12 protein-coding genes are annotated in these 23,492 nt (G+C 38.7%); 4 read left to right on the top strand and 8 right to left on the bottom strand.

Annotation, left to right across the window (positions count from 1 at the left end; all coding sequences use genetic code 11):
• Positions 1-2 precede the first annotated feature (2 nt).
• From BW935_RS11420 to BW935_RS11385, 8 genes are all read right to left on the bottom strand, one after another.
• Positions 3-2,084, bottom strand: coding sequence for a GDSL-type esterase/lipase family protein (locus BW935_RS11420; RefSeq protein WP_076501598.1), 2,082 nt, complete (start codon positions 2,082-2,084; stop codon positions 3-5).
• Complete coding sequence (locus BW935_RS11415) at positions 2,081-3,190, bottom strand: SGNH/GDSL hydrolase family protein (protein WP_076501596.1); 1,110 nt, start codon at positions 3,188-3,190, stop codon at positions 2,081-2,083. The genes BW935_RS11420 and BW935_RS11415 overlap by 4 nt, the downstream gene beginning before the upstream one ends.
• Before the next feature lie 156 nt (positions 3,191-3,346).
• Positions 3,347-4,501 carry a n-acyl-d-glucosamine 2-epimerase gene (locus tag BW935_RS11410; protein WP_076501594.1) on the bottom strand — a complete coding sequence of 385 codons (1,155 nt, stop codon included), beginning with the start codon at positions 4,499-4,501 and terminating at the stop codon, positions 3,347-3,349.
• Positions 4,498-6,039 carry a sialidase family protein gene (locus tag BW935_RS11405; protein ID WP_076501592.1) on the bottom strand — a complete coding sequence of 514 codons (1,542 nt, stop codon included), beginning with the start codon at positions 6,037-6,039 and terminating at the stop codon, positions 4,498-4,500. Before BW935_RS11405 ends, BW935_RS11410 begins: the two co-directional genes overlap by 4 nt.
• Positions 6,040-6,239: 200 nt before the next feature.
• A complete protein-coding gene (locus BW935_RS11400) occupies positions 6,240-8,951 on the bottom strand; it encodes a sodium:solute symporter family protein (RefSeq protein WP_076501590.1) in 2,712 nt (903 codons plus the stop codon).
• Between the two features lie 10 nt (positions 8,952-8,961).
• The gene (locus BW935_RS11395) at positions 8,962-9,888 is read right to left on the bottom strand and encodes a dihydrodipicolinate synthase family protein (protein WP_076501588.1); all 927 of its coding nucleotides are present in this window, start codon (positions 9,886-9,888) and stop codon (positions 8,962-8,964) included.
• A gap of 87 nt (positions 9,889-9,975) precedes the next feature.
• The gene (locus tag BW935_RS11390; RefSeq protein ID WP_076501692.1) at positions 9,976-11,469 is read right to left on the bottom strand and encodes a RagB/SusD family nutrient uptake outer membrane protein; all 1,494 of its coding nucleotides are present in this window, start codon (positions 11,467-11,469) and stop codon (positions 9,976-9,978) included.
• 19 nt (positions 11,470-11,488) lie between these two features.
• The gene (locus BW935_RS11385) at positions 11,489-14,665 is read right to left on the bottom strand and encodes a SusC/RagA family TonB-linked outer membrane protein (protein ID WP_076501691.1); all 3,177 of its coding nucleotides are present in this window, start codon (positions 14,663-14,665) and stop codon (positions 11,489-11,491) included.
• Between the two features lie 288 nt (positions 14,666-14,953).
• On the opposite strand from BW935_RS11385, the gene BW935_RS11380 reads away from it, so the two are divergent.
• The 4 genes from BW935_RS11380 (at position 14,954) to BW935_RS11365 (ending at position 23,273) form a co-directional block, all read left to right on the top strand.
• Positions 14,954-19,183 carry a hybrid sensor histidine kinase/response regulator transcription factor gene (locus BW935_RS11380; RefSeq protein WP_245802689.1) on the top strand — a complete coding sequence of 1,410 codons (4,230 nt, stop codon included), beginning with the start codon at positions 14,954-14,956 and terminating at the stop codon, positions 19,181-19,183.
• A 13-nt stretch (positions 19,184-19,196) separates the two neighbouring features.
• Positions 19,197-19,961, top strand: coding sequence for a creatininase family protein (locus tag BW935_RS11375; RefSeq protein ID WP_076501689.1), 765 nt, complete (start codon positions 19,197-19,199; stop codon positions 19,959-19,961).
• A gap of 55 nt (positions 19,962-20,016) precedes the next feature.
• Complete coding sequence (locus tag BW935_RS11370; RefSeq protein WP_076501583.1) at positions 20,017-22,344, top strand: PIG-L family deacetylase; 2,328 nt, start codon at positions 20,017-20,019, stop codon at positions 22,342-22,344.
• Between the two features lie 80 nt (positions 22,345-22,424).
• Complete coding sequence (locus tag BW935_RS11365; RefSeq protein ID WP_076501687.1) at positions 22,425-23,273, top strand: ROK family protein; 849 nt, start codon at positions 22,425-22,427, stop codon at positions 23,271-23,273.
• Positions 23,274-23,492 lie beyond the last annotated feature (219 nt).

The raw sequence follows: 23,492 nt of genomic DNA, 5'->3' as shown, positions 1-23,492 counted from the left end.
TTTCAATTGAAATTTAAAGGTAAACGGAAAGGCCCTATCGGATTACCAGCGGGACTTAATAAATTGGTTTGTGGAAAAGGTTCAAATCCATACCATACAGCTTCCGGTTTAAAGCTCTTAGGTACTTCAATCAATACAGTATTCTTAGATATCTCAGCTCTCACTTTCTTTCGAAGTCCTTTTGGACCAATCAATTCAAAACCATGAACCAAAGGACCACTTTTCACTTTAAGTGCATCATTCACGTTAAAAACCAAATTCAAGATATCTTTCTCAAAATACACTTCTTTCACCTTAATCTTACTTGGGTCTTCAAATGGCATGTCATAGGAATAGTTCAATGCCAACGCTGCCAACCTTTTGCCTATACTTTCTTTGTCTCTTGGGTGAACATCAAGACTGTCTCCCAAGTCAATTGTAGTAGCCAGATAAACGCTAGGAATCTCTTGGGCCAGTTGTACCTGAATCTCCCTGAAATAGGGCCATTCTACCCTAGACATACCTGGTAATTGTACTGTATAAATCGGTAAACTTTCTCCAAATGCTGCCCGCATATCTTCAGCAAAAAGTCTGAACAACCTGCCATAAAGTACTGGATTAAGTGTATTACTTTCTCCCTGATACCAAATCAAGCCTTTGAATGTTAGTCCTTCCAAATGCTTGACACCTGCTTCATACAAATAGGCAGGCTCGAAAGGATGTCTTTGAAGTGTTTCATAGGAATTCCCTAAATTTTCCTTAATCCGCTGCCTAACCCATGGCATCATAAAATCCGATTGCTTCCAGCCTGATAGTATATCGACTAATAGATTGTCTTCTTCAAGACTTTCTCTAGACACAAAGGATTCGATAGGTGCCCCACCCAAACTTAGTTGTACAATTCCTATGGGAATTTCCAAATGGGAACCCAACTGCTTTGCAAAATAATATGCCAACCCGGAAGCATCCTTCAGCTTCTGCCCTGACAACCATTGTCCCTCAAAAAATCTTAAATCCTGAACTGCTTCTAAGGTCATTTTGTCCCAGGCCTGATCGTTCATTGTACCAACAGGATCATATTTATAGATTCTAGGAAACAGGTTCTCCTGACTAATTTCCTCCAAGGACTTACCCCCGTTACTTAGTGAAAGCGGCCAGTCCATATTGGATTGCCCCATCGCTAGCCAAAGGTCTCCGACCCAGATGGAATCTAATCTAAGAGTTTCATTTATATGATTGGCTTCCAAATTAAATGGCCCTCCTGTTGGTACCTGCCCCAACTCAATAAGCCAATTTCCATCTAAATCAACCTGGTCTTTCCCAATTGAATTTCCCAGCCTGACTACAACCTCTTCTCCAGGAATTCCCCTGCCAAAAACATTAACCATTTCCCCTCTTTGAAGGACGGATCCATTTTGGAAGATTTTGCCAAGTTGAAAAACATGGGCTTCATTACTTAATCTGGAATAAACCAATTTAGCAAAAATCCCTGCTCCTTTAGCAATAGGGTGCAGATTATCGGGAAACAAATCTGGATGCTGATGCAAGGGCTTGAAAAAATCTATTAACTCCACTTCATTGTCTATGGCAACCTTTTGGGTTTTATTCCTGATTTCCCGATGCCAATCACGTGTACCGCTTTTAAACCTTGGATGTCCACTAAAAATCGGGCTTAATTCCGCAATCAGAATCCGGACATCGGGATTTGCCTGCTTCAAATCAGCAATCAAAGATGCATAATCAGTTTCAAACTCACCTTTATAATAGGGCCAGTTTCTTGGGTCAGTGTCATTAAGTCCTAAATGAATGATCGCAATATCAGGCCTGAATGCCAATGCATTTTTAAAAGCAGCTGTTTGGATATAAGGATTATGGCCATTCTGAAGTAAAGTTGCTCCATTGTGCCCGAAATTACCAACTTCATAAGCATCCCCTAACATTCTTTGCAATTGACTTGGGTAGCTTAGGCTGTCCCTCTCTGAAATCCCATATCCAAAAGTAACCGAATCACCGATACAGGCAACTTTCGTTTTTTGGGCAAAAGCAGGATTCATTTTTAATGAAATAACTGCCAGGGACAAAATCAAAAAATATTGAAACTTCATTTTCTCTTCTCTTTATACACTTCCAAAATTTTATTCTGATTCGCTTTGGCATATTTAAGCATACCCCCATCAGTAGGGTGAGTTCCATCAACAAAATCAAACTGATCCAATCCGATAGCTTGCGAAGATAAATGATGGATTCCATGTACTCCTTGTTCCCATAGTTTGTCCAATTCTTCGAGAAGAATAGTGTTCAGTTTGGTTACCAAGTCCCTCCTGCTTTGATCCACATATTGGTCTGAATATCCTGCATGGGCCGTAAACAGCACCGGCACTTTGGGATTACCTGTTCGGAGTTTCCTTGCGGCGTATTGAATCCTTGCCCTGACTTCATCATCTGAAATTCCTTTACCAGGCACAAAATTGGGCAAGCAGTCTAAAATGATTAAAGAAGATTCCTTTTTACTGATCCAATCAATCAGTTCCTTTTCCAACAATCCATTGCCCGAAAATCCAAGATTAACCAAAGGCATACCCACAGCTTGCTGTAAAATAGTCGTCCAGGCCATGGCTGGCCTTGAAGCACAGGCTCCCTGTGCGATAGATGTTCCATAGACCACAATAGGGGCTTTGCTGTTTTTTTCAATAAACTCAAACGTATGTCCTTTCCTCACACCCATGCTCAGGTATTCTACTTCATTGTAAAGGGGTAAATAAAGTTTGAATTCTTTTTCAATAGTAGGATTTGGATCTATTCTGAAAATGTATTGAATGGTATCTCCAAAATTGTACACCCCACGGGCCCAATTCCACTCCTCTTTTGATTCCCTGACAAAAAGATCCACACCGCTTACTCCTGTAGCAGCCATGTGCGGCATTTGGTGATTGCCTTTGACGGTGTATTTGACCTGTATTTCAGTAGCATCTGTAAGAAATCCCAATGAAAGCCCAGCTGAATTTTTTGAAAGTTCCCAAACCTCCTTCCTCACTACAAGCTGCAATTCTGAAGGCAACCTGAAATAATCCTTTTTATCCATGAATCTACCTTCAATGACAGGGAAATCAACTCTTAGGGGATCATACCAATCCGTTTGCCCAGAAGCCGGGTTATTGAGCAGCAACATGGTGAAAAAGAAAAGCATTATCCTTGTTATTGAAGTTATCATGATTGTAATTAATGGACGAAAACACTTACTTGATTTTACAGCAACAATTTGAATACTGGAACTAATATCCACGAATATCAAATATCAATAAGTATCCGAATCTATAAACTTCATTTCTAATTGATACTAGTGGAGATTCGGAATCCATAGTGAAGTTTATTCATTTTCTAATGTCTTCCACACCTGATACATCCCTCTTGGCACATGAAAACATCCTTTCCACTTCCCTCCTTTGAGCGGAAGCAGGGCCTCTCCTCTCCTATTCAGGTAGCCAAACCACTCCCCAAATTCTGGATCAGCAAAATGCTTCCAGCTATAATTGTGAACTTTTTCAAACCAACCCATACAGTCCGTATCCCCCGTCATCTGATACGCTTTGGCTAAAGCAACTAGGGTTTCCAAATGCACCCACCAGAGTTTCTGATCCCATTCCAACTGTTGCGGCGGATGGCCTTTCCTATCAAGGAAATAGAAAATCCCCCCAAACTCTTTGTCCCATCCGTAATCCAATAAATTCAGGGTAACGTCCTTAGCCAAAGTAGCTAAAGCTTTGTCATCACGCCTCTTGGCAATATCCATCATAAACCACATGGCTTCAATCCCATGTCCGGGATTGATCAGCCTGCCTTCGAAACTGTCACTCAGGCTGCCGTCTTCAAGTAAGTTTTCATAGACCATCAGGCTTTCTTTGTCCAAAAACACCTCCATTACTTCCCTGACACAGGCATTTATGGTTTCTTCCACCAAGATTTTATCCAGCAGGGGCTCGAGTTCCAGACAAAGATTGCTCAATATCATCGGAAGGCTAAAGCCTTTCAAAGGACGGTTATCGGGAATGATTTTGGAATACTTACCCTTAGGGTTATGCTGCCTTTCGAGGATATTGTTGAATGTGCTTACTGCCAAATCCAAACTTTCCTGATCTCCGGAAGCTTGACCATATTGGCTGAATGCCATAGCCGCAAAGCAATCCGAGAAAATATTATAAGGCTTTACTAGAGGGGATCCTTTTCTATCCAAAGTGAAATAGAAATTCCCCTCCGCATCCATCCCATGCTTTTTCAGAAAATCTATCCCCAATCGGGACGTTTCCAACCAGGCAGGATTCTTCTCCACTTTGTTGTGCAACATGGCAAAAGTCCAGGCCTGTCTGCCCTGCAACCACACAAACTTATCCGTATCGAAGACTTTCCCTTCCCTATCCAAACAGGTAAAATAGCCTCCATATTCCCTGTCAAGCGAATGCTTTTCCCAAAAAGGCACCACATCATTCAAAAGGGCATCTCTGTATATTCTTGCGTATTGGTTCATTTTTGCTTCAAAATATCCTTCAAATCCACTATCTGAAAAGTAATATTGGCCACACTGCTTTCGTAAAGTATCCCTACTTCTTGTTCATTGATCATGGTCAGGCAGGAATAGCCCCAGCCCTGCCCTTCATCCAAAAGCAGTTGCCTGCCTTCCGGCCAGGTATTGCCGTCATCCTTGCTTGCTTTGATGGTCATATTGACCCTTCTTTTTTCATGTGCCGGATTGGAGAATAGCAGCATTTGGTCTATGTATGGATTATCAATGATGCTGGCCATACATACAGGCTCAATCAAATCTTTTCTGGAAGTCGAATGTTCTGTCCAGGTTTTTCCAAAATCATTGGTAACTGCAACAGCCCGTGAACCTCCACGGTTGTCCCGCATATTGAGCATTAAAGTACCGTCAGCAAGCTCGACCACCTGGGCTTCCGTAGTATTGGATCTAGCTCCCGAACCTACAGACCAGGTTTTTCCTTTGTCTTTGCTGTAAATTATGGTGCTGTGAGGCATTTGGTTTTCATCTTTGTATTGTGCAGGAAAAACCAAGGTACCATCCTGCATCGTAATACCTTTACCAGGACCGTTGAAGAAAAGGTGCCACTTGGGGTCTTTCATCTGTTGGGTGATATTGATGGGTTCAGACCATGTAAGACCATCATCTTCAGACTTGACCAACATAAACTGTCCGGTTTCCTCAGGCTTCATACCCTGTTCGGAAGAATTCCAGGCCATTTTTCCAGGCTTGCCATGCTGCCATAGGGCAGCAACCCAGACATGACCCGTTTCATGGTCTACTAAAATCGCCGGATCACCGATACCATTCTGATCTTCAGGAAGGCCTCCCCATTCGCCCATATCCATGATCACTTTCATGGGTTCCCAGGTTCTTCCGCCATCCGTACTTCTACTCAGGCCTACATCTATATCACCCTGCAAGTCCACAGAGCTATTTCTCCTGATATCATATACTGCCAGCACTGTTCCCTTTGGGGTAGTAATCAGTCCAGGTATCCTGTAAGAATGTACGCCTTCAAAACCATAACTTCTTAAGGCTGTAGCAAGTCTGTAGGCAGGAACTTCTTTGGTGCTGTTTATAGCAATCTTCTTTTTATCCAGCATTATATTTCCTACCGAAATATTGACCTTGTCTTTCAAATCATGGGCATCATTGGCCATGACATGAACTTCCAAGGATTGTACCCCAGAAGGTAAAGCGGCAAGCTCTAAAGTAGTCTTGCCTTTGACCTTAGCCGTTTTGGCCAGCACTTGGGTTTCTTTTTCTCCAATTCTCGCTACAAGCTTTACGCTGTCCATCGCCTGATTCCCATTGATTATCAAAGTCAACTGGCCATTTTCAGCTTGGGTATTCCCATCCAAAAGAATACTTCCCACATGACTAAAACCTCCCTGAGGGAGTGGTACGAAGCGGGGTTCGTAAGAGAGAGCCTTTCCACTTTCCAGTTTCTGAGACTGACAAGAGATACAGAGCATCATGCCTATGATCATCGTCAACAATCCAAATACCTTATACTTTTTCATATTTTCTCTATTTCTATTTTATACAAATTTCATTTTCATTCATCATTGTTACACTCTTTATTACAATTGGCAATTTCATATTAGAATAGACTTATAAATTCAAGTCAATATCTATCAATATCCAATATCAATTAATATCAAATTAACTTTGATCATTTTTAAGTTGGTTAGTGGTCTTATCGTGATTCACACATTATTTATCATTTACCTCTATAAGCCATTACCCCTTCATACTGCATTTCTTCCTTTTCTTTCTTCAAAGAATGTATGGTCAACCCTTCTATACTTTTCGGGCTGGGCTTTTGGAAAAGAAGGCTAAAGAGATAAGTAAAGAGCATTGCACTTACTAGGCCGGTAAAGGCATAGAGGTGAATGCTAAGGTCCGTTTGGTATTTGACTAAGATCTGCACCAGGGCACTTGCCGCTAAACCAAGAACTGCACCTTGGCCGTTGACTGAGCGGGAAAGTATGCCAATCAGGAATATCCCTCCCAAACCACCAGCAAATAATCCGATCAGCATATTGAACTGATCCCATAAGGAAGGTATACCCATGCTCGCCATCATCAAGGCCAACAAGGTACCGCCAACACCAATGGCTACAGTAACCCATCTGGCAAAAGTTAGCTGTTTGCCTTCTTCTTTTTGGGAAGGAAACCAACGTTTATAAAAATCAGTGGTGATCACGGTGGCGACTGAATTCATACTGCTGTCCAAGCTAGACATAGCGGCAGCAAAAACAGCGGCGATCAAGAGCCCCGAAACTCCTTGCGGAAGTTGGGTGACAATATACCAAGGAAAAATACTGTCGGTATTTTGAATGACCGGTGAAAGGTCTTGTGGATGTTGCAGATAGAAAAGATACAAAGCAGTCCCTATGGCAAAAAAGATCAAAGCAGATGGCAAAGCCATCCAGGCCCCAGTCATGATGCCTCTGGCTGCGGTTTTTTCATCTTTGGTTGTGAGGTACCGTTGTATGACGGTCTGATCACTTCCATATTGCACCAGGTTGGAAGCCAGTCCACCTATTAGCACCACCCATATCGCTGTTCCTGTAAAATCAAAAGAAGTATCAAAAATCCTCATTTTTCCGGAATCCAATGCCAGTTCTTTGATGGAACTCCATTCCATATCCATATGGTAAACCATTAGGACAAGCGAAACCAATGCCCCTCCCAAAAGTACCAAAACCTGGATCACATCCGTCCAGATCACAGCTTCTATTCCTCCCAGAACGGTGTAGAGAATACTCAATACTCCCATGATCAAAATGCACAGCTCCACACTCATTCCTGTAACGACAGAGAGTGCCAAGGAAGGCAAAAGCAGTACTATCCCCAACCTCCCAAATTGAAGTGTGACATAAATCAAGCTCCCCAAGTTGCGAACAGTTCGGTTGAAGCGCAGTTCAAGGTATTCGTAGGCTGTAGTCAGGTTAAGCCTGCGGAAGAAGGGCAAAAACAAGGCGATGATGACCGGAGAGATCATGATGATAGTCATCAGCAAGAAAAACAGCGTCCAATCCGTAGAGAAGGTTTTGGCAGGTATGGCCATAAAGGTAATGGCACTCAGCTGCGTCCCAAATACACTTATTCCAGCTGCCCACCAAGGCACCCTGCCTCCAGCTTTGAAAAAGTCTGCTACATTGTGTTGTTTTTTGGAAATAAAGAAGCCCATGACCACCAAAATACCCAGATATCCTCCCAAAACGATGTAATTAAGCGTTCCAAATTGTTGCTTGTTTTTTATAGTCAAGCTTTTGATTTCTGATGTTCGTAAACCTGGAGAAGTTTCCCCTGATGGAATAATAATATGGTTTCCACTTGTTACTGCAATCGTGTTAACAGAACTTGTGAATGGCATATCATCTAATACAGTCCAAGTCTTCGTGATAGCATGAAATGAAAATATTTGATTACTGAATCCGGGGTGTTCTGCTATAAGTTTTTTCCTCTCTTCTTCAAAATATTCTTTTTCTTCATCATTTTCAGTATTACTGATTTTTAAAGCTAGCGCTTCCAGTTTAGAAAAATACCTACCTGTAACTCCCCCAAATAAAAGTATGTGACCAGATCCATAAGGTGCGCCTGCCATCGCAGAAATTGGAACGACAGCTCCATCATTATCTTTAATTGGATCTAATTGATTCCATTTATTCAATCTGGGATCATACTCAAAAACATCTGCATAAAGCTCACTGATAGCATTTGGCACTTTCCTTCTTCCACCAAACAAATAGAGCTTTTCGTAGTCTCCCGACATTTGGTTAACCAAAACGGCATTTGACCTAGGAGCGCCAGGCCATGTTGCAAGGCTTTTCCACTGAGGATTTTCAGCAGCAATGTCTAAAACCAAAAAAGCATCCGATGTTTTGTCTTGCTCTTCCCCACCTGCTACATAGACCTTTCCATGACTGTAGGTTGCTGTTGTATATGATAAATGGATGGGAAGCTTGGGAAGATGGGATACTTTTAACTCTTTCCTTTCCGGAATCCAACTTAACATGGTCACATCATTTTGGGGACCAGATTCATTTTCCCCTCCAATCAAAACCACTCCTTGGGGAGTCGAGACAGCTGCTCCATAGGCCAGATTCTTACTTAGTTTAACATCCAAATTTTTAACCCAAGTAAAGCCATTTGGAGTGACATCTAAGAAAAAAATAGAATTCCACCAAAATTTCTTCCCCCCATCCCAAGGCATTTGTTCTGGGAAATTAGCTCCGCCTGCCATGATTATGGCTCCGCGGTGCTCCCCTACAAACATTCCCGCATATCCTAATTTACCAACTTCGGAATCTACATCTTCCAAATTGGCGATTGAGGACCAATTGAGCTGTGTAATTTCGTCTTGAGAGGCTTCCAACCTTACCCAACACTGGAAAATCAATAAAAGGATGAATAATCTTCTCATATCCTTTTAATTAAATTTGAGGAAGGCTTGAGGCAAAGTCAAAAAAGCCTAATGCTTCAAGAGCAGTGTGTAAAGCTTGAGTTTCTATGCTGTCTAATGTCTTTATTGGTGCCCTAAATGATCCACAATCCAATCCTACCATGCTCATAATAGCCTTACCGGCAGCAGCGCCACCATACTTTGCATAGAGACTGATGAAATCGATGGATAATTCCTGAAGTTTCTTTGCCTTTTCCATATCTCCAGATTGAAAAGCGGCTAATATATCGTTGTATAATGGAGCTGCAAAATTATAAGTACTACCTACTGCCCCTTTAGCGCCCATAGCTAATCCAGCTAAACACGTTTCATCCCAACCCCATAAAATATCATATTTTCCATGTTCAACTCTCAAGCAACGATTGAATTCCATCAGGTCATTGTGAGTGTATTTAATTCCAGCAAAATTTTCTATTTCCTTGCCTGCTATATCTAAAAACTCTAACATATTCAGATGGACATGAGTCAGGACTGGAATATGATAGAAGTAAACGGCTTGATCTGGAGCAGCAGCAGCTATTGGTTTGATAAAATCAACTAACTGCCTAACGGTAGCTGTCTTAAAGTAATAGGGAGCATTGAGAGAAATCCCATAAATTTTAGCCTCAGCACTAGCTTTTGCAAGTGCTATCCCTTCTTTCTGATTGGTACCAGACACCATAGCGATAACCTTAAAATTATCTTCTTGACATTTAGCCCAGGCATCAATGACTTGCTTTTTTTCTTCGAAACTTGTCGAGGAGCTTTCGCCAGTAGTTCCACAAATAAAAGCACCTTTTATATTATTATGGGCCAACAGATTTTTATACTGAGGAATGATCTTCAAATCAACTTGATTATTAGAATCGAAAGGAGTAAAAGTAGCGGCAATTAGCCCTGTGATTTTTTTAAATTTCATTTAATCGAAAGTTAAAGGTTGAGAGGATAAAGAGAAAGGGGGATGGAAATCTCCATCCCTTTTCCCAAACTTAATAACCCTATGAGTTTAATTTCCGTAGCCAGGATTCTGAACTATTCTTGAATTAAGGCTTATTGTTCCTAAGGATATTGGCCAAAGTAATAAATGTCTTTGTGTAGCTCTTGCCTGAAGAGAAGGCACTTTATCAAATGCTTTATCAAACCTTACTAAGTCCCACCATCTTTTTCCTTCAAATGCAAATTCAAATAACCTTTCCTGAAGGATTGCTTCATCATTAGCTTCACGTGATCCATTGACAAACCTAAAATCATCAAAATTAGCCCCATAAGCTCTTTGTCTGATTTCATTCATTTCAGGGCTTGGATCCTGACCTAATGCATTCTTTGCTTCTGCTTTCAAAAGCAAAATATCTGCATACCTGTAAATGATGATATCATCAATAAATCTTCTTCCAGAAGGATCCACGTAACCTCTGTATTTCATTACAGCAGATCCATAGTAATTTTGCCCTCCTTCATTATTTGGAACAAAAATCTCTACAAAAGAAGCATCTCTTCTACTGTCTCTTTCATCAAATTGAGCTCTAATTGCCTGCGATGGAGCCCATCTATTCAGTCCACCACCTTGACCAAGTTTGGCTTTAACCTCATCTGATGCAGATGGTGGAATTTCATCATCTCTAATATACATATTGGCATTATAGTTAGCCCCGGCTTCAAGGTCTAAGTATCTCACACCAAATAAAACTTCAGAATTCCCTTTATTACTATATCTAAAGATATTATCAAAGTTAGGCAATAAGCCAAGTCCACCTGCGCCTTGAGCATCATTTAATGCACTCAATGCAGTTGTAAAATCCGCTTGTCCCCCATTCAAGACCTTCCCTGTCCACAAGAATACCTCTGCTTTCAAGACATTGGCGGATGGTTTTGACCAATATGCCCTTCCTGTCCCTACGTTATTATTTGGATATAATTCCAATGCCCTATCTAAATCAGCTTTGATTTGTGTAAAAATCTCCTCAACTGATGCTCTTGGTCTAAAAGTCATTTCTGCATCATAACCTTCTGTAGGGTCTACAACTAATGGAACACCTCCCCAGGTTTTAGCCATTGTAAAATACAAGAATGCTCTCATAGTATAAGCTTCAGCAAGCATTCTATTTTTATTTGCCACATTATTAAAAGTAATACCAGGGACATACTTGATGATCAAATTAGCATCATGAACTACAGTGTACATCCTCAGCCAATTTGGGCCAGAAAAATTTGGATCTACATCGTTTAGGAAATAACGCTCAAGTCCCTCTGATGCTTGAAGCCCATAACTCAAAGTTTCACTTCTTCCTTCTCCCCAAATAAATAGGTTACTAGAGGCTTGATCTCTAAATCTTACATACATGCCACTTAATGCTCCGTTTGCATTGTCTTCATTGACCCAGAATCCAGCAGCTGTGATCGTACTGATGGGCCCTACTTCTAGCATATCTGTACAGGAATAGCTTGTCATTAATGCTATCCCTAGAATCAGATTGATGATATTGAGTTTTATCTTATTCATAATTAAGTCCTTTAATAGTTTAGAAAGAAACATTTACACCTAGCAAAAAGCTTCTTGGTATTGGATAACTACCTGCATCTGTTCCACCAACTTCTGGATTAAGGCCAGTGTATTGTGTGAAATAATGAAGGTTAGATCCTGTAAAATACATCCTCACGGCTGGTATTTTCAGTGGTCTAAGTAGACTTTGCGGTAAGTTATAGCTTAGCGTAACTTCACGAAGTGCTAGATAATCTCCTCTTTCGTGGAAGAAAGAACTCCCTCTAAATGAGTTATTTTGAGCCAATTGATCTGCCCACATAAATCTTGGGAAATCTGTGATATCTCCTTGGTTTTGCCAAGATCTAGTAGTCTCTTGTAGAATCCCTATATCTCCTTGATATTGACCATTGAACCTAGCTCTTGTTTCATGGTAAATTGTATGACCCAAGGCAAAATCGGTCCTTACAGTTAAGGTCAACCTTTTATAATTGAAGGTATTGGTAAATCCACCAGTCCACTTTGGAAAAATATTCCCAACTCTCACCCTATCTCTACTATCAATGGTATCATTCTGATCCAAATCAGCCCACATCACATCTCCACCAAATTTGGTTTTATCAGCGCCAGGAACTAACAAATCCAAAGGCCCATTTGCTGCAGCTTCGTCAGTTGGATAAACACCTAAGTGTTGGTAAGCAAACATTTCACCTAGTCGACCTCCTTCTTGAAGACCGCCCATCCATTCATATTGGCCAGTTCTTGGATTAAAGACAAAAACACCACCTATTCTATTATTTTCATTATCATTCTCTGGAAGCCTTACAATAGTATTCATATTGTAAGCTGCATTAACACTTGCATTCCATGTAAAATTATTTTTTTGCATCATCGTCGCACCTACTTCGACTTCAAATCCTTCATTTCTTAGAGCACCAAGATTGGTGAGAATTGAAGAAAAGCCAGTAGACTGAGGCAATTGGAGATCAGTCAAAAGGTCATCTGTAACTCTATTGTAGTATTCAGCGGTTAGATTGATTCTATTTTGAAATAAACCCATGTCAACACCTAAATTGACTGTTTTTGATCTCTCCCATCTCAAATCTTGATTAGCCATTCTATTATTTAGAATTGCCGCCATATCGTTGTATCTCGATCCCACGGAGTAAAGACCCTGAGCATGGAAATCTGAAAGGTTCCCAATATTACCATTGACACCATAACTTGCTCTAAGCTTAAATGATGAAATTTGAGTTGGTGCATTTACCCAGAAATCTTCCTTGTGCATATTCCAGCCTGCCGAAACGCCAGGGAATACCCCCCAATAATTATTTCTACCTAGGTTTGATGCTCCATCCACTCTTGCAGAAGCTGAGAACAAATATTTTTGATTGAAATCATAATTAAATCGACCAAAATATCCAAGTATCCTCAATTGCGTATGTGAGGAAGATACAGCAGTAGGCTCTGCAGAAGCATTGAGTGTAGGTATCAGGTCTGAAGCAGCTCCCCTTCCAGAAGCAGAAGCACTATAGCTGATTCTGTCAAAGTATGAACCACCTACTTTCCCTTGAAAATTATGGAAGCCCAATGACTTTTTATAAGTAAATACTCCATCAAACTGCTTTTGCCAAAACAATGAATTGAAAGCTGAGGCTGATCTGTTATCAACAAATTGGGTAGGTGTATTAAAAAATGATTTTTGAAATGAATTACTAGTTGATTGTACCATATACAATGAACCAATCGGTTCAAATGTCAATCCTGGCAATATTTCATAATTTGCTCCCGCTGAGAGGGTCAGTCTATTTGTCGCATTCAATGCATCAGTCCTACCCAAATGATACACTGGATTACCCATTGATCTATTTTGACCAGGAGCTAATGTACCATCCTCATATCTAAACTTTGCAGTTGGTGGCAATCCAAGTGCTCTTTGAAAGATTTCATTTTCACTGAATACCTGAGTATTTGAAGAATTTGTAAAGTTTAACCTTCCATACACAGATAGTTTTTTATTGACTTCAACATCCCCATTCATCCTTACGGTAAATCGTTTGAAGTCTGTATTGATAGCAACACCTTCGTTATGCAAATAACCTATTCCCATATCGAATCTTGCCTTTTCTGAGCCACCAGAAACTTGTACATTATGATTATGAGTAATAGCTTGTCTAAATAAGATGGATTGCCAATCAACTTCATCAAAAATAATCGTCTTTGTCGGATCTGCTGGATCAATCATAGACTGCCAACCCTCATTCAGTTTATGCTCATTTTCAGGAGTTAGATATTGTGGAGTAAATGCTGTATTATTCGATAAGTTATTTCCTATTCCAAAACCATTTGCTTGATTCAATCTAAATAATTGACCCGGACTCTTCTCGGCAAGACGAAGAATTCCCATTCTGTTGAAATATATGTAATCTCTTGCAGAGGCCATCTCATACTGATTCCATTGCTCAGACATACCCAAAGTATACCTGTATTGAACAGATGTCTTGCCCGCTTTTCCAGTTTTGGTAGTAATGATGACTACCCCATTGGAACCCCTTGCACCATAAATAGCTGTAGCTGCAGCATCCTTCAGCACTTGAAATGTCTCAATATCATCTGGATTCAGGTCATTCATATTATTTCTGATTACACCGTCTATAATATATAATGGCTGTGCACCGTCAGGATTATTAATAGATGTACCACCACGAACAATTACTCTTGGTGCTGCACCAGGCTGACCTGTTGTCGTCTGTACTCTTACGCCTGAAACAGTTCCTTGTAAAGCAGAAGCTGCATTTGCAAATGGAATATTTTCAAGTACTCTTTGATCTACCTTGGACACTGCTGAGGTTAAGGTTTCTCTAGACTGCTCCCCAAATCCAATGACAACAACTTCATCCAAACTTTGAGATTCAAGTTTAAGTGCAACATCCAATTGTGACTGATTACCAATCACGACCTCTGATGCAGCATATCCGATAAAGGTAAACCTCATCCTGTCTCCTTGCTTGACAGTGAGTGTGTAGTTACCATCAATGTCTGTCGCAGTTCCATTGGTAGTCCCCATCACGAGCACATTTACACCAGGGATTGTTTCTCCTGTATTCTCATCTGTAACTCTTCCTGTGATCTGCCTTGATTCTTGTGCGAACCCCAGATAGGTGATGCCCATGAGCAAGGAAAAGATCAACCAGGCTTTAAGGTCGAATTTCTTCATGTTTTTTTTGGTTTTTGTTAATTGATTCATTTTTACCTACTAGAAGCCCATTCAGAATCTTATCCTGAAAAACAGCTCCATGTCGATAGGTCAAAATTCTCCAAAACAGCTTTAACGGACGGTAATCAAAAATCCAAATAGAGGTATACAATTATCCGAAAGGTGTAAGATAGTCCGTAAATTGGGCTAAATACATCCAAATTTTTGTTTGGACGATATTTTATTTATGCCAATGATGAGGATATGTTAATTTTGAACACTTGGAAATCGGTAGCGAAAAAATTTGAAATGATTCACAAACTCAAAACACTATTTAACCCAACAATTTTCAGTTTGATATGTATAGTTGCGTACATAAGTACTCAATATCATACCTATGCCCAAGAAATCAACGAGGAGATAGTTTTTAATTTTGATCATTACAGCTCAATTGATGGCTTACCTCAAAATTCAGTCCTTGCCATAGCTCAGGATGATTTGGGTTTTCTATGGATGGGAACAGATGATGGCTTAAGTAGATTTGACGGCTATAATTTTAAAACCTTTAAACATTCTTCAGACAATCCTTATAGTATCAGCAATAATGTAATTAGAGCAATCTCCAAAGATACCAATGGATATCTCTGGATAGGTACAGAAGGAGGAGGCATCAATGTGTTTGACCCAAAGACCGAGCATTTTGTTGAGTTTTCCTTACAAGCAAACGAGAGTTCAAGAAGATTTGCCAACAAAATTTCTTCCTCCTACTTAGATACCCAGAATAGACTTTGGATTGGCACTCAAAGTGATGGAGTAATCATGGTTTCTGGATTTGAAACTGGCTATGAAATTGACTTGAACCTTTATATCTCAAAATTAAATATAAGGTTCTTTAACAAGGGAAATTCTTCACTTCTGGATAACAAAATATGGAGCATAGCCGAAGACAAAAATGGACATATTTACATTGGCACTCTAGAAGAGGGAGCATTCTTAATCCCAAATAGTACAGAAAAAATTGAGCAACTACCCTTTTTCAAAGATCAAAATTTGAATGCTGTTAAAGTGTTTTTTGAATGCTCTAACGGGGACTTCTGGGTTGGGACTGAAAAAAATGGGGTCTGGAGAAAGCCAGCAGGTCAATCTCAATTCAAAGCATTTGATTTTTCTACGTTGCCAAGTATCTCAAGAAGCCAAGATCTTAACATCACTTCAATCGAAGAAGATAATTTAGGCAACATACTTATTGGCACACTAGGACATGGCTTAGTTAGCTATAATCAACAAAAAGGGGCACTCACTCACTATCAGGATGACCCTATGGAGTCCAAAAGTTTGAAAGGAAACTCTGTATACACAATATTCAAAGATAATAATCAGCAGATATGGCTTGGCATGTATTCAGGAGAAGGACTCAATAAAATCAACTCCAACCAGCAATCTTTCACTCATTACAAATTTGATCCAAGAGAAAACCGTGGACTCTCAGGAAGAATGGTCAAGTCAATTTTTATGGATCAAGAAGATAACCTATGGGTCGGGTTATTCAATGGTGGACTTAATGTTTTGCCTGCTAATGAAAAAACATTTCTTTATTTTAATTCCAAAAACAGTTTTCTAGCACATGATAACGTTCAAGTAATCTACCAATCAAAAAATGGAGAAATTTGGATTGGAACTGATGGTGGAGGAATCACAGTATACAATCAAAAATCGAAGAAATCCAAATACCTCAAACACATTTCAGGTCAAAAAAATAGTTTGAGCAAAAATGAAGTCTGGGCCATTACAGAAGACAATGATGGGATTTTTTGGATTGGAACAGCCAACGGTGGCGGCCTGAATAAATACAACCCTCATACTGGACATTTTGAAACGTTCATTGCTGGAAATGAAACGTATAAAACTCCAAGCTTCAACGATATTAGATCACTTTTAGTGGATAGCAAAAATAATCTATGGATAGGAACCTATGGAGGTGGCTTAAATAAGCTGAACTTATCCACAGGCAGTTTTGAATATTTTCAAAGTCAAAAAGAACAAAATACCATTAGCCATGATATCATTACATCAATTTTAGAAGATAGAAACGGCTTCATTTGGGTCGGAACGTTTGGAGGCGGATTGAATAAAATCAACCCATTATCTAACGAGATCATCATTTACAGAGAGAAAGATGGACTTCCTAGTGATGTAATAAAAGCTATATTGGAAGACGATGCTGGCCAATTATGGATCAGTACCTTGAATGGCTTATCCGCATTTGATCAAAAATCTGGTGTTTTTAATAATTACAAAGAAGCAGACGGGCTTCAATCCGATGAATTCAACCTTGGAACCGCTTTTAAAGACAGACTTGGCCGCTTATACTTTGGTGGTACAAATGGTTTCAATTCCTTTTTACCAGAACTTATCAGTGAATACCCTATACCAACAACACCAATCTTAACAAAACTAAAAGTTCTCAACGAAGAAGTAAGTGTTGGAGCAGCAATCCTAGGAAAAATAATCCTAAAAAAACAGATCAGTTTCAAAGATCAAATTTCCCTTTCTTATCTACATAATAGTTTTGAGTTAGAATTTGCTTCATTGGATTTCAATATGCAAAGCAAAACCCAATATCAATACTATCTCGAAGGCTATGATCAAAACTGGATAAATACGGATAATCAAAGAAGGTTTGCAACTTATGCTAACCTGAGACCTGGTAAATATCTTTTTCATGTACGGGCTTTTATAGCTAATGATCAGACCACAAGCCAAACTAGAACCATCACAATCCATGTTTCACCACCTTGGTATAAAAGCTCAGTGGCTTATATGATTTATGGAATTTTAGTGTTATTTCTTGCTTTTGGTATCAAAAAAATAATCACTTGGAGAATCAAACTTAAAAACGACTTGCGTTTTGAGCGATTAGAAAAAGAAAAACAGGAAGAGATCAACCAATTAAAACTGAGATTTTTCACAAATATCTCCCATGAACTCCGAACGCCACTGATGCTTATCAAAGCACCTCTAGAGGAACTTGAAAAAGAAAAGTACCTCTCCCCTATAGTCTCAAAGCAACTCGAATCCATTCATTCAAATACCAATCGACTATTGAGACTGATAAACCAACTCTTAGACTTCAGGAAACAAGAGACAGGTAATTTACACTTAACAGTAAGACAGATCCCTATCAGAACTTTTATCAAAGAAATATTTGATTCATTTCACATTTTAGCCGAACAAAAAGAAATAGATTTTAAGCTAAAAATTGAGGACAACATCCCATATGCCTTATGGTTTGACCCTGAGCAAATGGAGAAAGTATTCTTTAATTTGATTTACAATGCCATCAAATTTACACCCAATGGAGGGCAAATAAGCATAGAAATTCAAAATGAAAGTAGCCTTGAATCAGTGAGTTTTCAAGTGATTGATAATGGAAGAGGCATAGAAGCAGAAAACATCGATTTGATATTTGATAGGTTTTTCCAAGTTCATCACAAAGCAGATATCCATCAGGCAGGTACTGGAATTGGCTTGGCTCTTTCCAAAAATATAATGGAAATCCATAAAGGAAAAATTGAGGTGAAAAGTAAACCTGGTGTAGAAACAATCTTTACTATTTTATTGAGAACAGGCTTTGAGCATTATGATAAATCTCAGCTTGCTCAAGGAATCACATTCAGTGAAGAAAATTACCTCCCAACTTTAACCGATTCAAAGGATATATATATCGAAGATTTCCCAGTTTTTTCAGAAAGTGAAGAAAATAAGATCCCAACTACTGGCAAAAAACTTCTCGTAGTTGAAGACAATATAGATTTGCTTATACTTCTCAAAAGAACTCTACGAGCTCACTTTGAAATCATAGAAGCTAAAGATGGTGAAGAAGGGCACAAGTTAGCAATTGAATATAAGCCTGATTTTATAATATCAGATGTCATGATGCCGAAGATCGATGGGATTACACTCTGTAAAATGTTAAAAGAGAATATTGAAACCAGTCATATTCCTGTCATTTTATTAACAGCCAAAAGCTCCCATATTAATCAATTAGATGGATACGAGTCTGGTGCTGATGATTACATCACCAAACCTTTCCCAATTGATCTCTTGGTTTTGAAAATCAAGAATATTCTTGATGGTAGAGAAAGATTCCAAAAACAATTCCAGCTGATTCCAAATCTCGATTCTTCAAAAATCAAGATTACATCCGAAGACGAGAAATTCTTAAACCTAGCTATTTCTAGTGTTGAGCAATACATTGATAATCCCGATTTCCAAGTCCATGATTTGGTTAGAGATCTAGGGATGAGTAGGACCCTAGTTTTTGAAAAATTCAAAGCTCTAATAGGGCAAACACCAAATGATTTCATTCAAACCATTCGCTTAAAAAGAGCTGCTCAATTACTCCTAGAAACAGATTATAAAATTTCAGAAATCGGTTACATGGTAGGCTTTAATAATCCCAAATACTTCAGCAAATGTTTTCTAAAACATTTTGGAGATTCTCCCTCTAAATACCGATCTACTCGAAATCAAACCTAATCAGAAATATCAAATGAAACCTTATCTATTAAATGAAGTAAACTGGCTAATGCTCAAGGATTTTCGCTATGAATTAGCCATATTACCTTGGGGAGCAACAGAAGCTCATAATTTCCATTTACCTTATGGAACGGATAATTATGAGGCAAGCGCTATTGCTGAAAGATCAGGAGCCATTGCATGGGATAATGGTGCTAAAGTGGTAATTCTTCCCACAGTACCTTATGGAGTCAACACTGGACAATCCGATATCTATTTGGATATGAACATCAATCCAAGTACACAACTTTGTATCATAAGAGACCTACTGACAGTGCTTAACCGCCAAGGAATTAAAAAATTCCTAATCCTTAACAGTCATGGAGGTAATGATTTCAAAACTATTTTAAGAGAACTGGGACTAGAGTTTCCAGATATGCTTTTGATGTGCTGCGATTGGTTCAAGGCAATCCCCAAATCAAAGTATTTTGAGCATGCTGGAGATCATGCCGATGAGCTTGAAACTAGCCTGATAATGCATCTCAAGCCTGACCTTGTATTGCCATTGGACAAAGCTGGACAAGGAAAAGAAAAATTTTCCAAAATAAAAGGAATTAGAGAAGGATGGGCATGGTCCGAAAGGAAATGGTCTAAAGTCACAGAGGACACTGGTATAGGTGACCCAACAAAAGCCACAGTTGAAAAAGGTCATAACTATTTTGAAGAAATCACCAATAAAGTCGCCCATCTCTATCTTGATATTTGCAAGGTAGAGGGGATAGATCATTATGAGAAATAAATGAGGAAATACAGCCTTCCTAAAAAAATATCACAAACCAAAAATAAAACCTATAATGAATCACAATCAAACATTTTCTCCTGTAGAAATGGCTTTTCATAAGGAGTCAAATCAAATTCAAACAAACACTTTGATACCTTATATCACTGTTGACAATTTTCCGAAATTGGGTTTGATTACAGCTTGTAGATTTCTAGAATGGGTATCTGAAAACCCAAATGGAGTAATCAGCCTTCCAACAGGAAAAACACCAGAGTATTTCATCAAGTGGACGAAATTTTTATTGGATAACTGGGATAACAAGAAAGGAAAAGAGGTCAGACAGAAATATGGACTTGAAAAATGTAATAAGCCTGACTTGAGTAACCTCACATTTGTACAGATTGACGAATTTTACCCTATTTCATCCAAACAAGCAAACAGCTTCTACCATTACGTCCAGAAATTCTATATAGAAGGCTTTGGTTTGAGTTCCGAAAATGCCATTTTAATCAATTCTGATGAAATACCACTATCGGGCGGAAAACATTTCAAAGATGTTTTTCCAAACTTAAAGGTAGATCTTTCTTTGAGATTTAGAGATCCTATCAACGAATTAGAGAAAATTCAACAAGAGTCCATTTATCTAATAGATGAATGGTGTGGCCAATACGAACAAAAAATAAGAGATAAAGGCGGGATTGGATTCTTTCTTGGAGGAATCGGCCCAGATGGTCACATTGCTTTCAATACTCGTGGTACGCATCTCTTTTCCTCAACTCGGCTCACTGAGACCAACTTTGAAACCCAAGCTGTAGCTGCTGGTGACCTTGGAGGAATAGAAGTTTCCTCCAATAGATTGGTTATCACAATAGGTTTGGACACAATCACATACAAAAAGGACGCCGTAGCTATTATCATTGCAGCAGGTGAAGCCAAAGCGCAAATCATCAAAGACTCATTGGAAAACCCTATAAGTAATGTTTACCCTGCATCAAGCCTTCAAAAGTTAATAAATGGAAGATTTTACCTTACAAAAGGAGCTGCCATCAAATTGACTGATACCATAGATGCTTATTTCAAAGAGGGAGATTGGACTTGGGAAAAAACCGAAAGGGCAGTGATTGAGCTATGTAAAAAGTTAGGAAAATATGGGGATCGGCTAAAGCTAGAAGATTTAAAAAATGACAAATACACATCACTTATTCCTGATTTAGCAGAAGACACAGTAGAAAAAGTAATAGAGAGTACAATTCAAAAACTAAAAAGAGGATCTATCAAGCAAAAAAATGAAGTCATTCTGCATACAGGCCCCCATCATGATGACATCTCATTAGGTATTTTGCCACAGATCACTACACAGCTTCAGGAAAATAGTAATGAAGTTCATTTCTCTGTACTCACATCAGGCTTTACTGCTGTCACCAATACCTTTATTATAGATACGCTCCTTCAGGCTAAAAAATTACTTGACAACAGAGAGATTCAAATGGTAAAATACGAGGATTTTTTTGAGGTAGGATATAAGCTCAAGACAGATAAAGATGTTTACCACTTCCTTACGAATGTGGCTTCAGAAAATGAATACCAAAGAGTTAGAGGACTTTGCCATAGGCTTGTAAGGGCTATCGTAGGCATTTATGAAATAAAAGATGAAATCGAACTAAGGGAAACCATCAATGACCTAATCAGCATCCTTAGAAACTCCTATGATGGCGAAAAAAATCCATCCAAAATCCAAAAACTTAAAGGAATGATAAGGGAGTTTGAGGAAGAATTGGTTTGGGCACATTTCGGTGTTCAAGTCAAAAATGTTCACCACTTGAGACTTGGCTTCTATACCGGAGATATATTCACAGAACAACCAGACAAAAAGAGGGATGTAGAGCCAATTTTAAATCTCTTAAGGAAGATTAAACCTACCGTACTTAGCCTCACTTTAGATCCCGAGGGTTCCGGTCCAGATACGCATTATAAAGTGCTTCAGGCCACAGCAGAGGCTGTAAGACAATGGAGTGAAGAAGAAGACTTAGAAAACTTCAGAATAGTAGGCTACAGGAATGTCTGGTTTAAGTTTGAACCATTTGAAGCCAATGTAATCACACCTGTTTCTCTTGGAGATATGTCAGTAATGGAAGATTCTTTTGCCAATTGCTACTTGAGTCAAGTAAATGCATCCTTTCCAAGTTACTCTCATAATGGGAAATTTAGCACAGTGGCTAAAAGAATCTGGGTAAATCAACTCCAAGATATTCAGTTGCTTTTAGGTAAAAACTATTTTTATCTACACGAAACAGCCAAAGTTAGGTCAAGTCATGGTTTGATTTTCACGAAAGACATGAATGTGCAAGAGTTTCTTTCACATGCTAGGGAATTAGAGAAATCTATTGAAGGATTTATCTAAACCCTATATGTCCGCTTTTTCAAAAGAAATTGAGAAAGCGGACTTCATTCGTAAAAGTCAAAATGAAATTGAAATTTAAAATGAAAAAAAACCAAGGCATATTAGGTATCGATATCGGTGGTACAAATATCAAATCTGGAATCCTTACAGAAAACAAACTAAAGGACATAAAAAGCTTTCCAACCCCAGCATTTCAAAGTAAAGAGATTATCTTTCAAAGTATTTTAGATTTAATCTCAAGTTATAATCACGAGGAGTTTCATGGGATAGGAATTGGCGTCCCTGGATTAATCGAATTATCAACTGGCACTATTCTAAGCATCAATAATATTCCAATGCTAGAAAATTCCAACTTAAAAAATTACCTAGAAACACACACCAAGTTATCAGTTAAAATTGATAATGATGCCAATTGTTTTGTTTTAGGAGCCTATAAGTTTGGTGCCTTTTGCGACATGAAGCACATAGTAGGAATCTCTTTAGGAACAGGATTAGGATCAGGAATCATCATCAACAAAACCCTGTATCAGGGTGTCAATGCAGCTGCTGGCGAATGGAGTGCGATTCCCTACAATGGGAAAACTTTTGAAGATTATTGTAGCAGTAAATTTTTCGTCAGAGAATATAGGCAATCTGCGGATTACCTAGCTACTTTGGCTATTAATGGAGAAAAACATGCATTAGAAGCATTTCAACAGTTTGGTGTTCATTTAGCGGAATTGATCAAATACGTTTCGTATACACTTTCGCCAGAAGGAATTATTCTAGGAGGATCTATTAGCCAGTCTCATCAGCTATTCATGGGAAGCTTGATTGACCAGCTTAAAATCAGTCAATATCCATCTTTAATGGAAAAATTAAAAATAAATATATCAGATGTTCAAGAGCCAGGTATACTAGGAGCAGCAGCATTACATTTTGAAAAATAAATATTTATTTTCATTTACTTTCTTTTAATAAGATTTTTATTTTCATTATATTTGTTTTGTAAATAAATGTTTACGTCCTCATAATTTGATTATTGGGTTATTGATTCGAAAAACCGATTGGAATTATTCCTCTCGGTTTTTTTATTGAACGATAACTTATATTAAAAATACATTTGCTCACATTTAATGTTTCGTATTATTCTTTTTCCAAATAGAATT

This window comes from Belliella pelovolcani (assembly GCF_900156785.1).
In the GTDB taxonomy this organism is placed as follows: Bacteria; Bacteroidota; Bacteroidia; order Cytophagales; family Cyclobacteriaceae; genus Belliella; species Belliella pelovolcani.
This window is presented reverse-complemented; position numbering and strand designations above follow the sequence as displayed.

What these genes read in the sequence shown, in the direction of transcription:
- BW935_RS11420 (WP_076501598.1), bottom strand. Translation starts at nt 2,084, where the DNA reads ATGAAGTTTCAATATTTTTTGATTTTGTCCCTGGCAGTTATTTCATTA.
- BW935_RS11415 (WP_076501596.1), bottom strand. Translation starts at nt 3,190, where the DNA reads ATGATAACTTCAATAACAAGGATAATGCTTTTCTTTTTCACCATGTTG.
- BW935_RS11410 (WP_076501594.1), bottom strand. Translation starts at nt 4,501, where the DNA reads ATGAACCAATACGCAAGAATATACAGAGATGCCCTTTTGAATGATGTG.
- BW935_RS11405 (WP_076501592.1), bottom strand. Translation starts at nt 6,039, where the DNA reads ATGAAAAAGTATAAGGTATTTGGATTGTTGACGATGATCATAGGCATG.
- BW935_RS11400 (WP_076501590.1), bottom strand. Translation starts at nt 8,951, where the DNA reads ATGAGAAGATTATTCATCCTTTTATTGATTTTCCAGTGTTGGGTAAGG.
- BW935_RS11395 (WP_076501588.1), bottom strand. Translation starts at nt 9,888, where the DNA reads ATGAAATTTAAAAAAATCACAGGGCTAATTGCCGCTACTTTTACTCCT.
- BW935_RS11390 (WP_076501692.1), bottom strand. Translation starts at nt 11,469, where the DNA reads ATGAATAAGATAAAACTCAATATCATCAATCTGATTCTAGGGATAGCA.
- BW935_RS11385 (WP_076501691.1), bottom strand. Translation starts at nt 14,665, where the DNA reads ATGAAGAAATTCGACCTTAAAGCCTGGTTGATCTTTTCCTTGCTCATG.
- BW935_RS11380 (WP_245802689.1), top strand. Translation starts at nt 14,954, where the DNA reads ATGATTCACAAACTCAAAACACTATTTAACCCAACAATTTTCAGTTTG.
- BW935_RS11375 (WP_076501689.1), top strand. Translation starts at nt 19,197, where the DNA reads ATGAAACCTTATCTATTAAATGAAGTAAACTGGCTAATGCTCAAGGAT.
- BW935_RS11370 (WP_076501583.1), top strand. Translation starts at nt 20,017, where the DNA reads ATGAATCACAATCAAACATTTTCTCCTGTAGAAATGGCTTTTCATAAG.
- BW935_RS11365 (WP_076501687.1), top strand. Translation starts at nt 22,425, where the DNA reads ATGAAAAAAAACCAAGGCATATTAGGTATCGATATCGGTGGTACAAAT.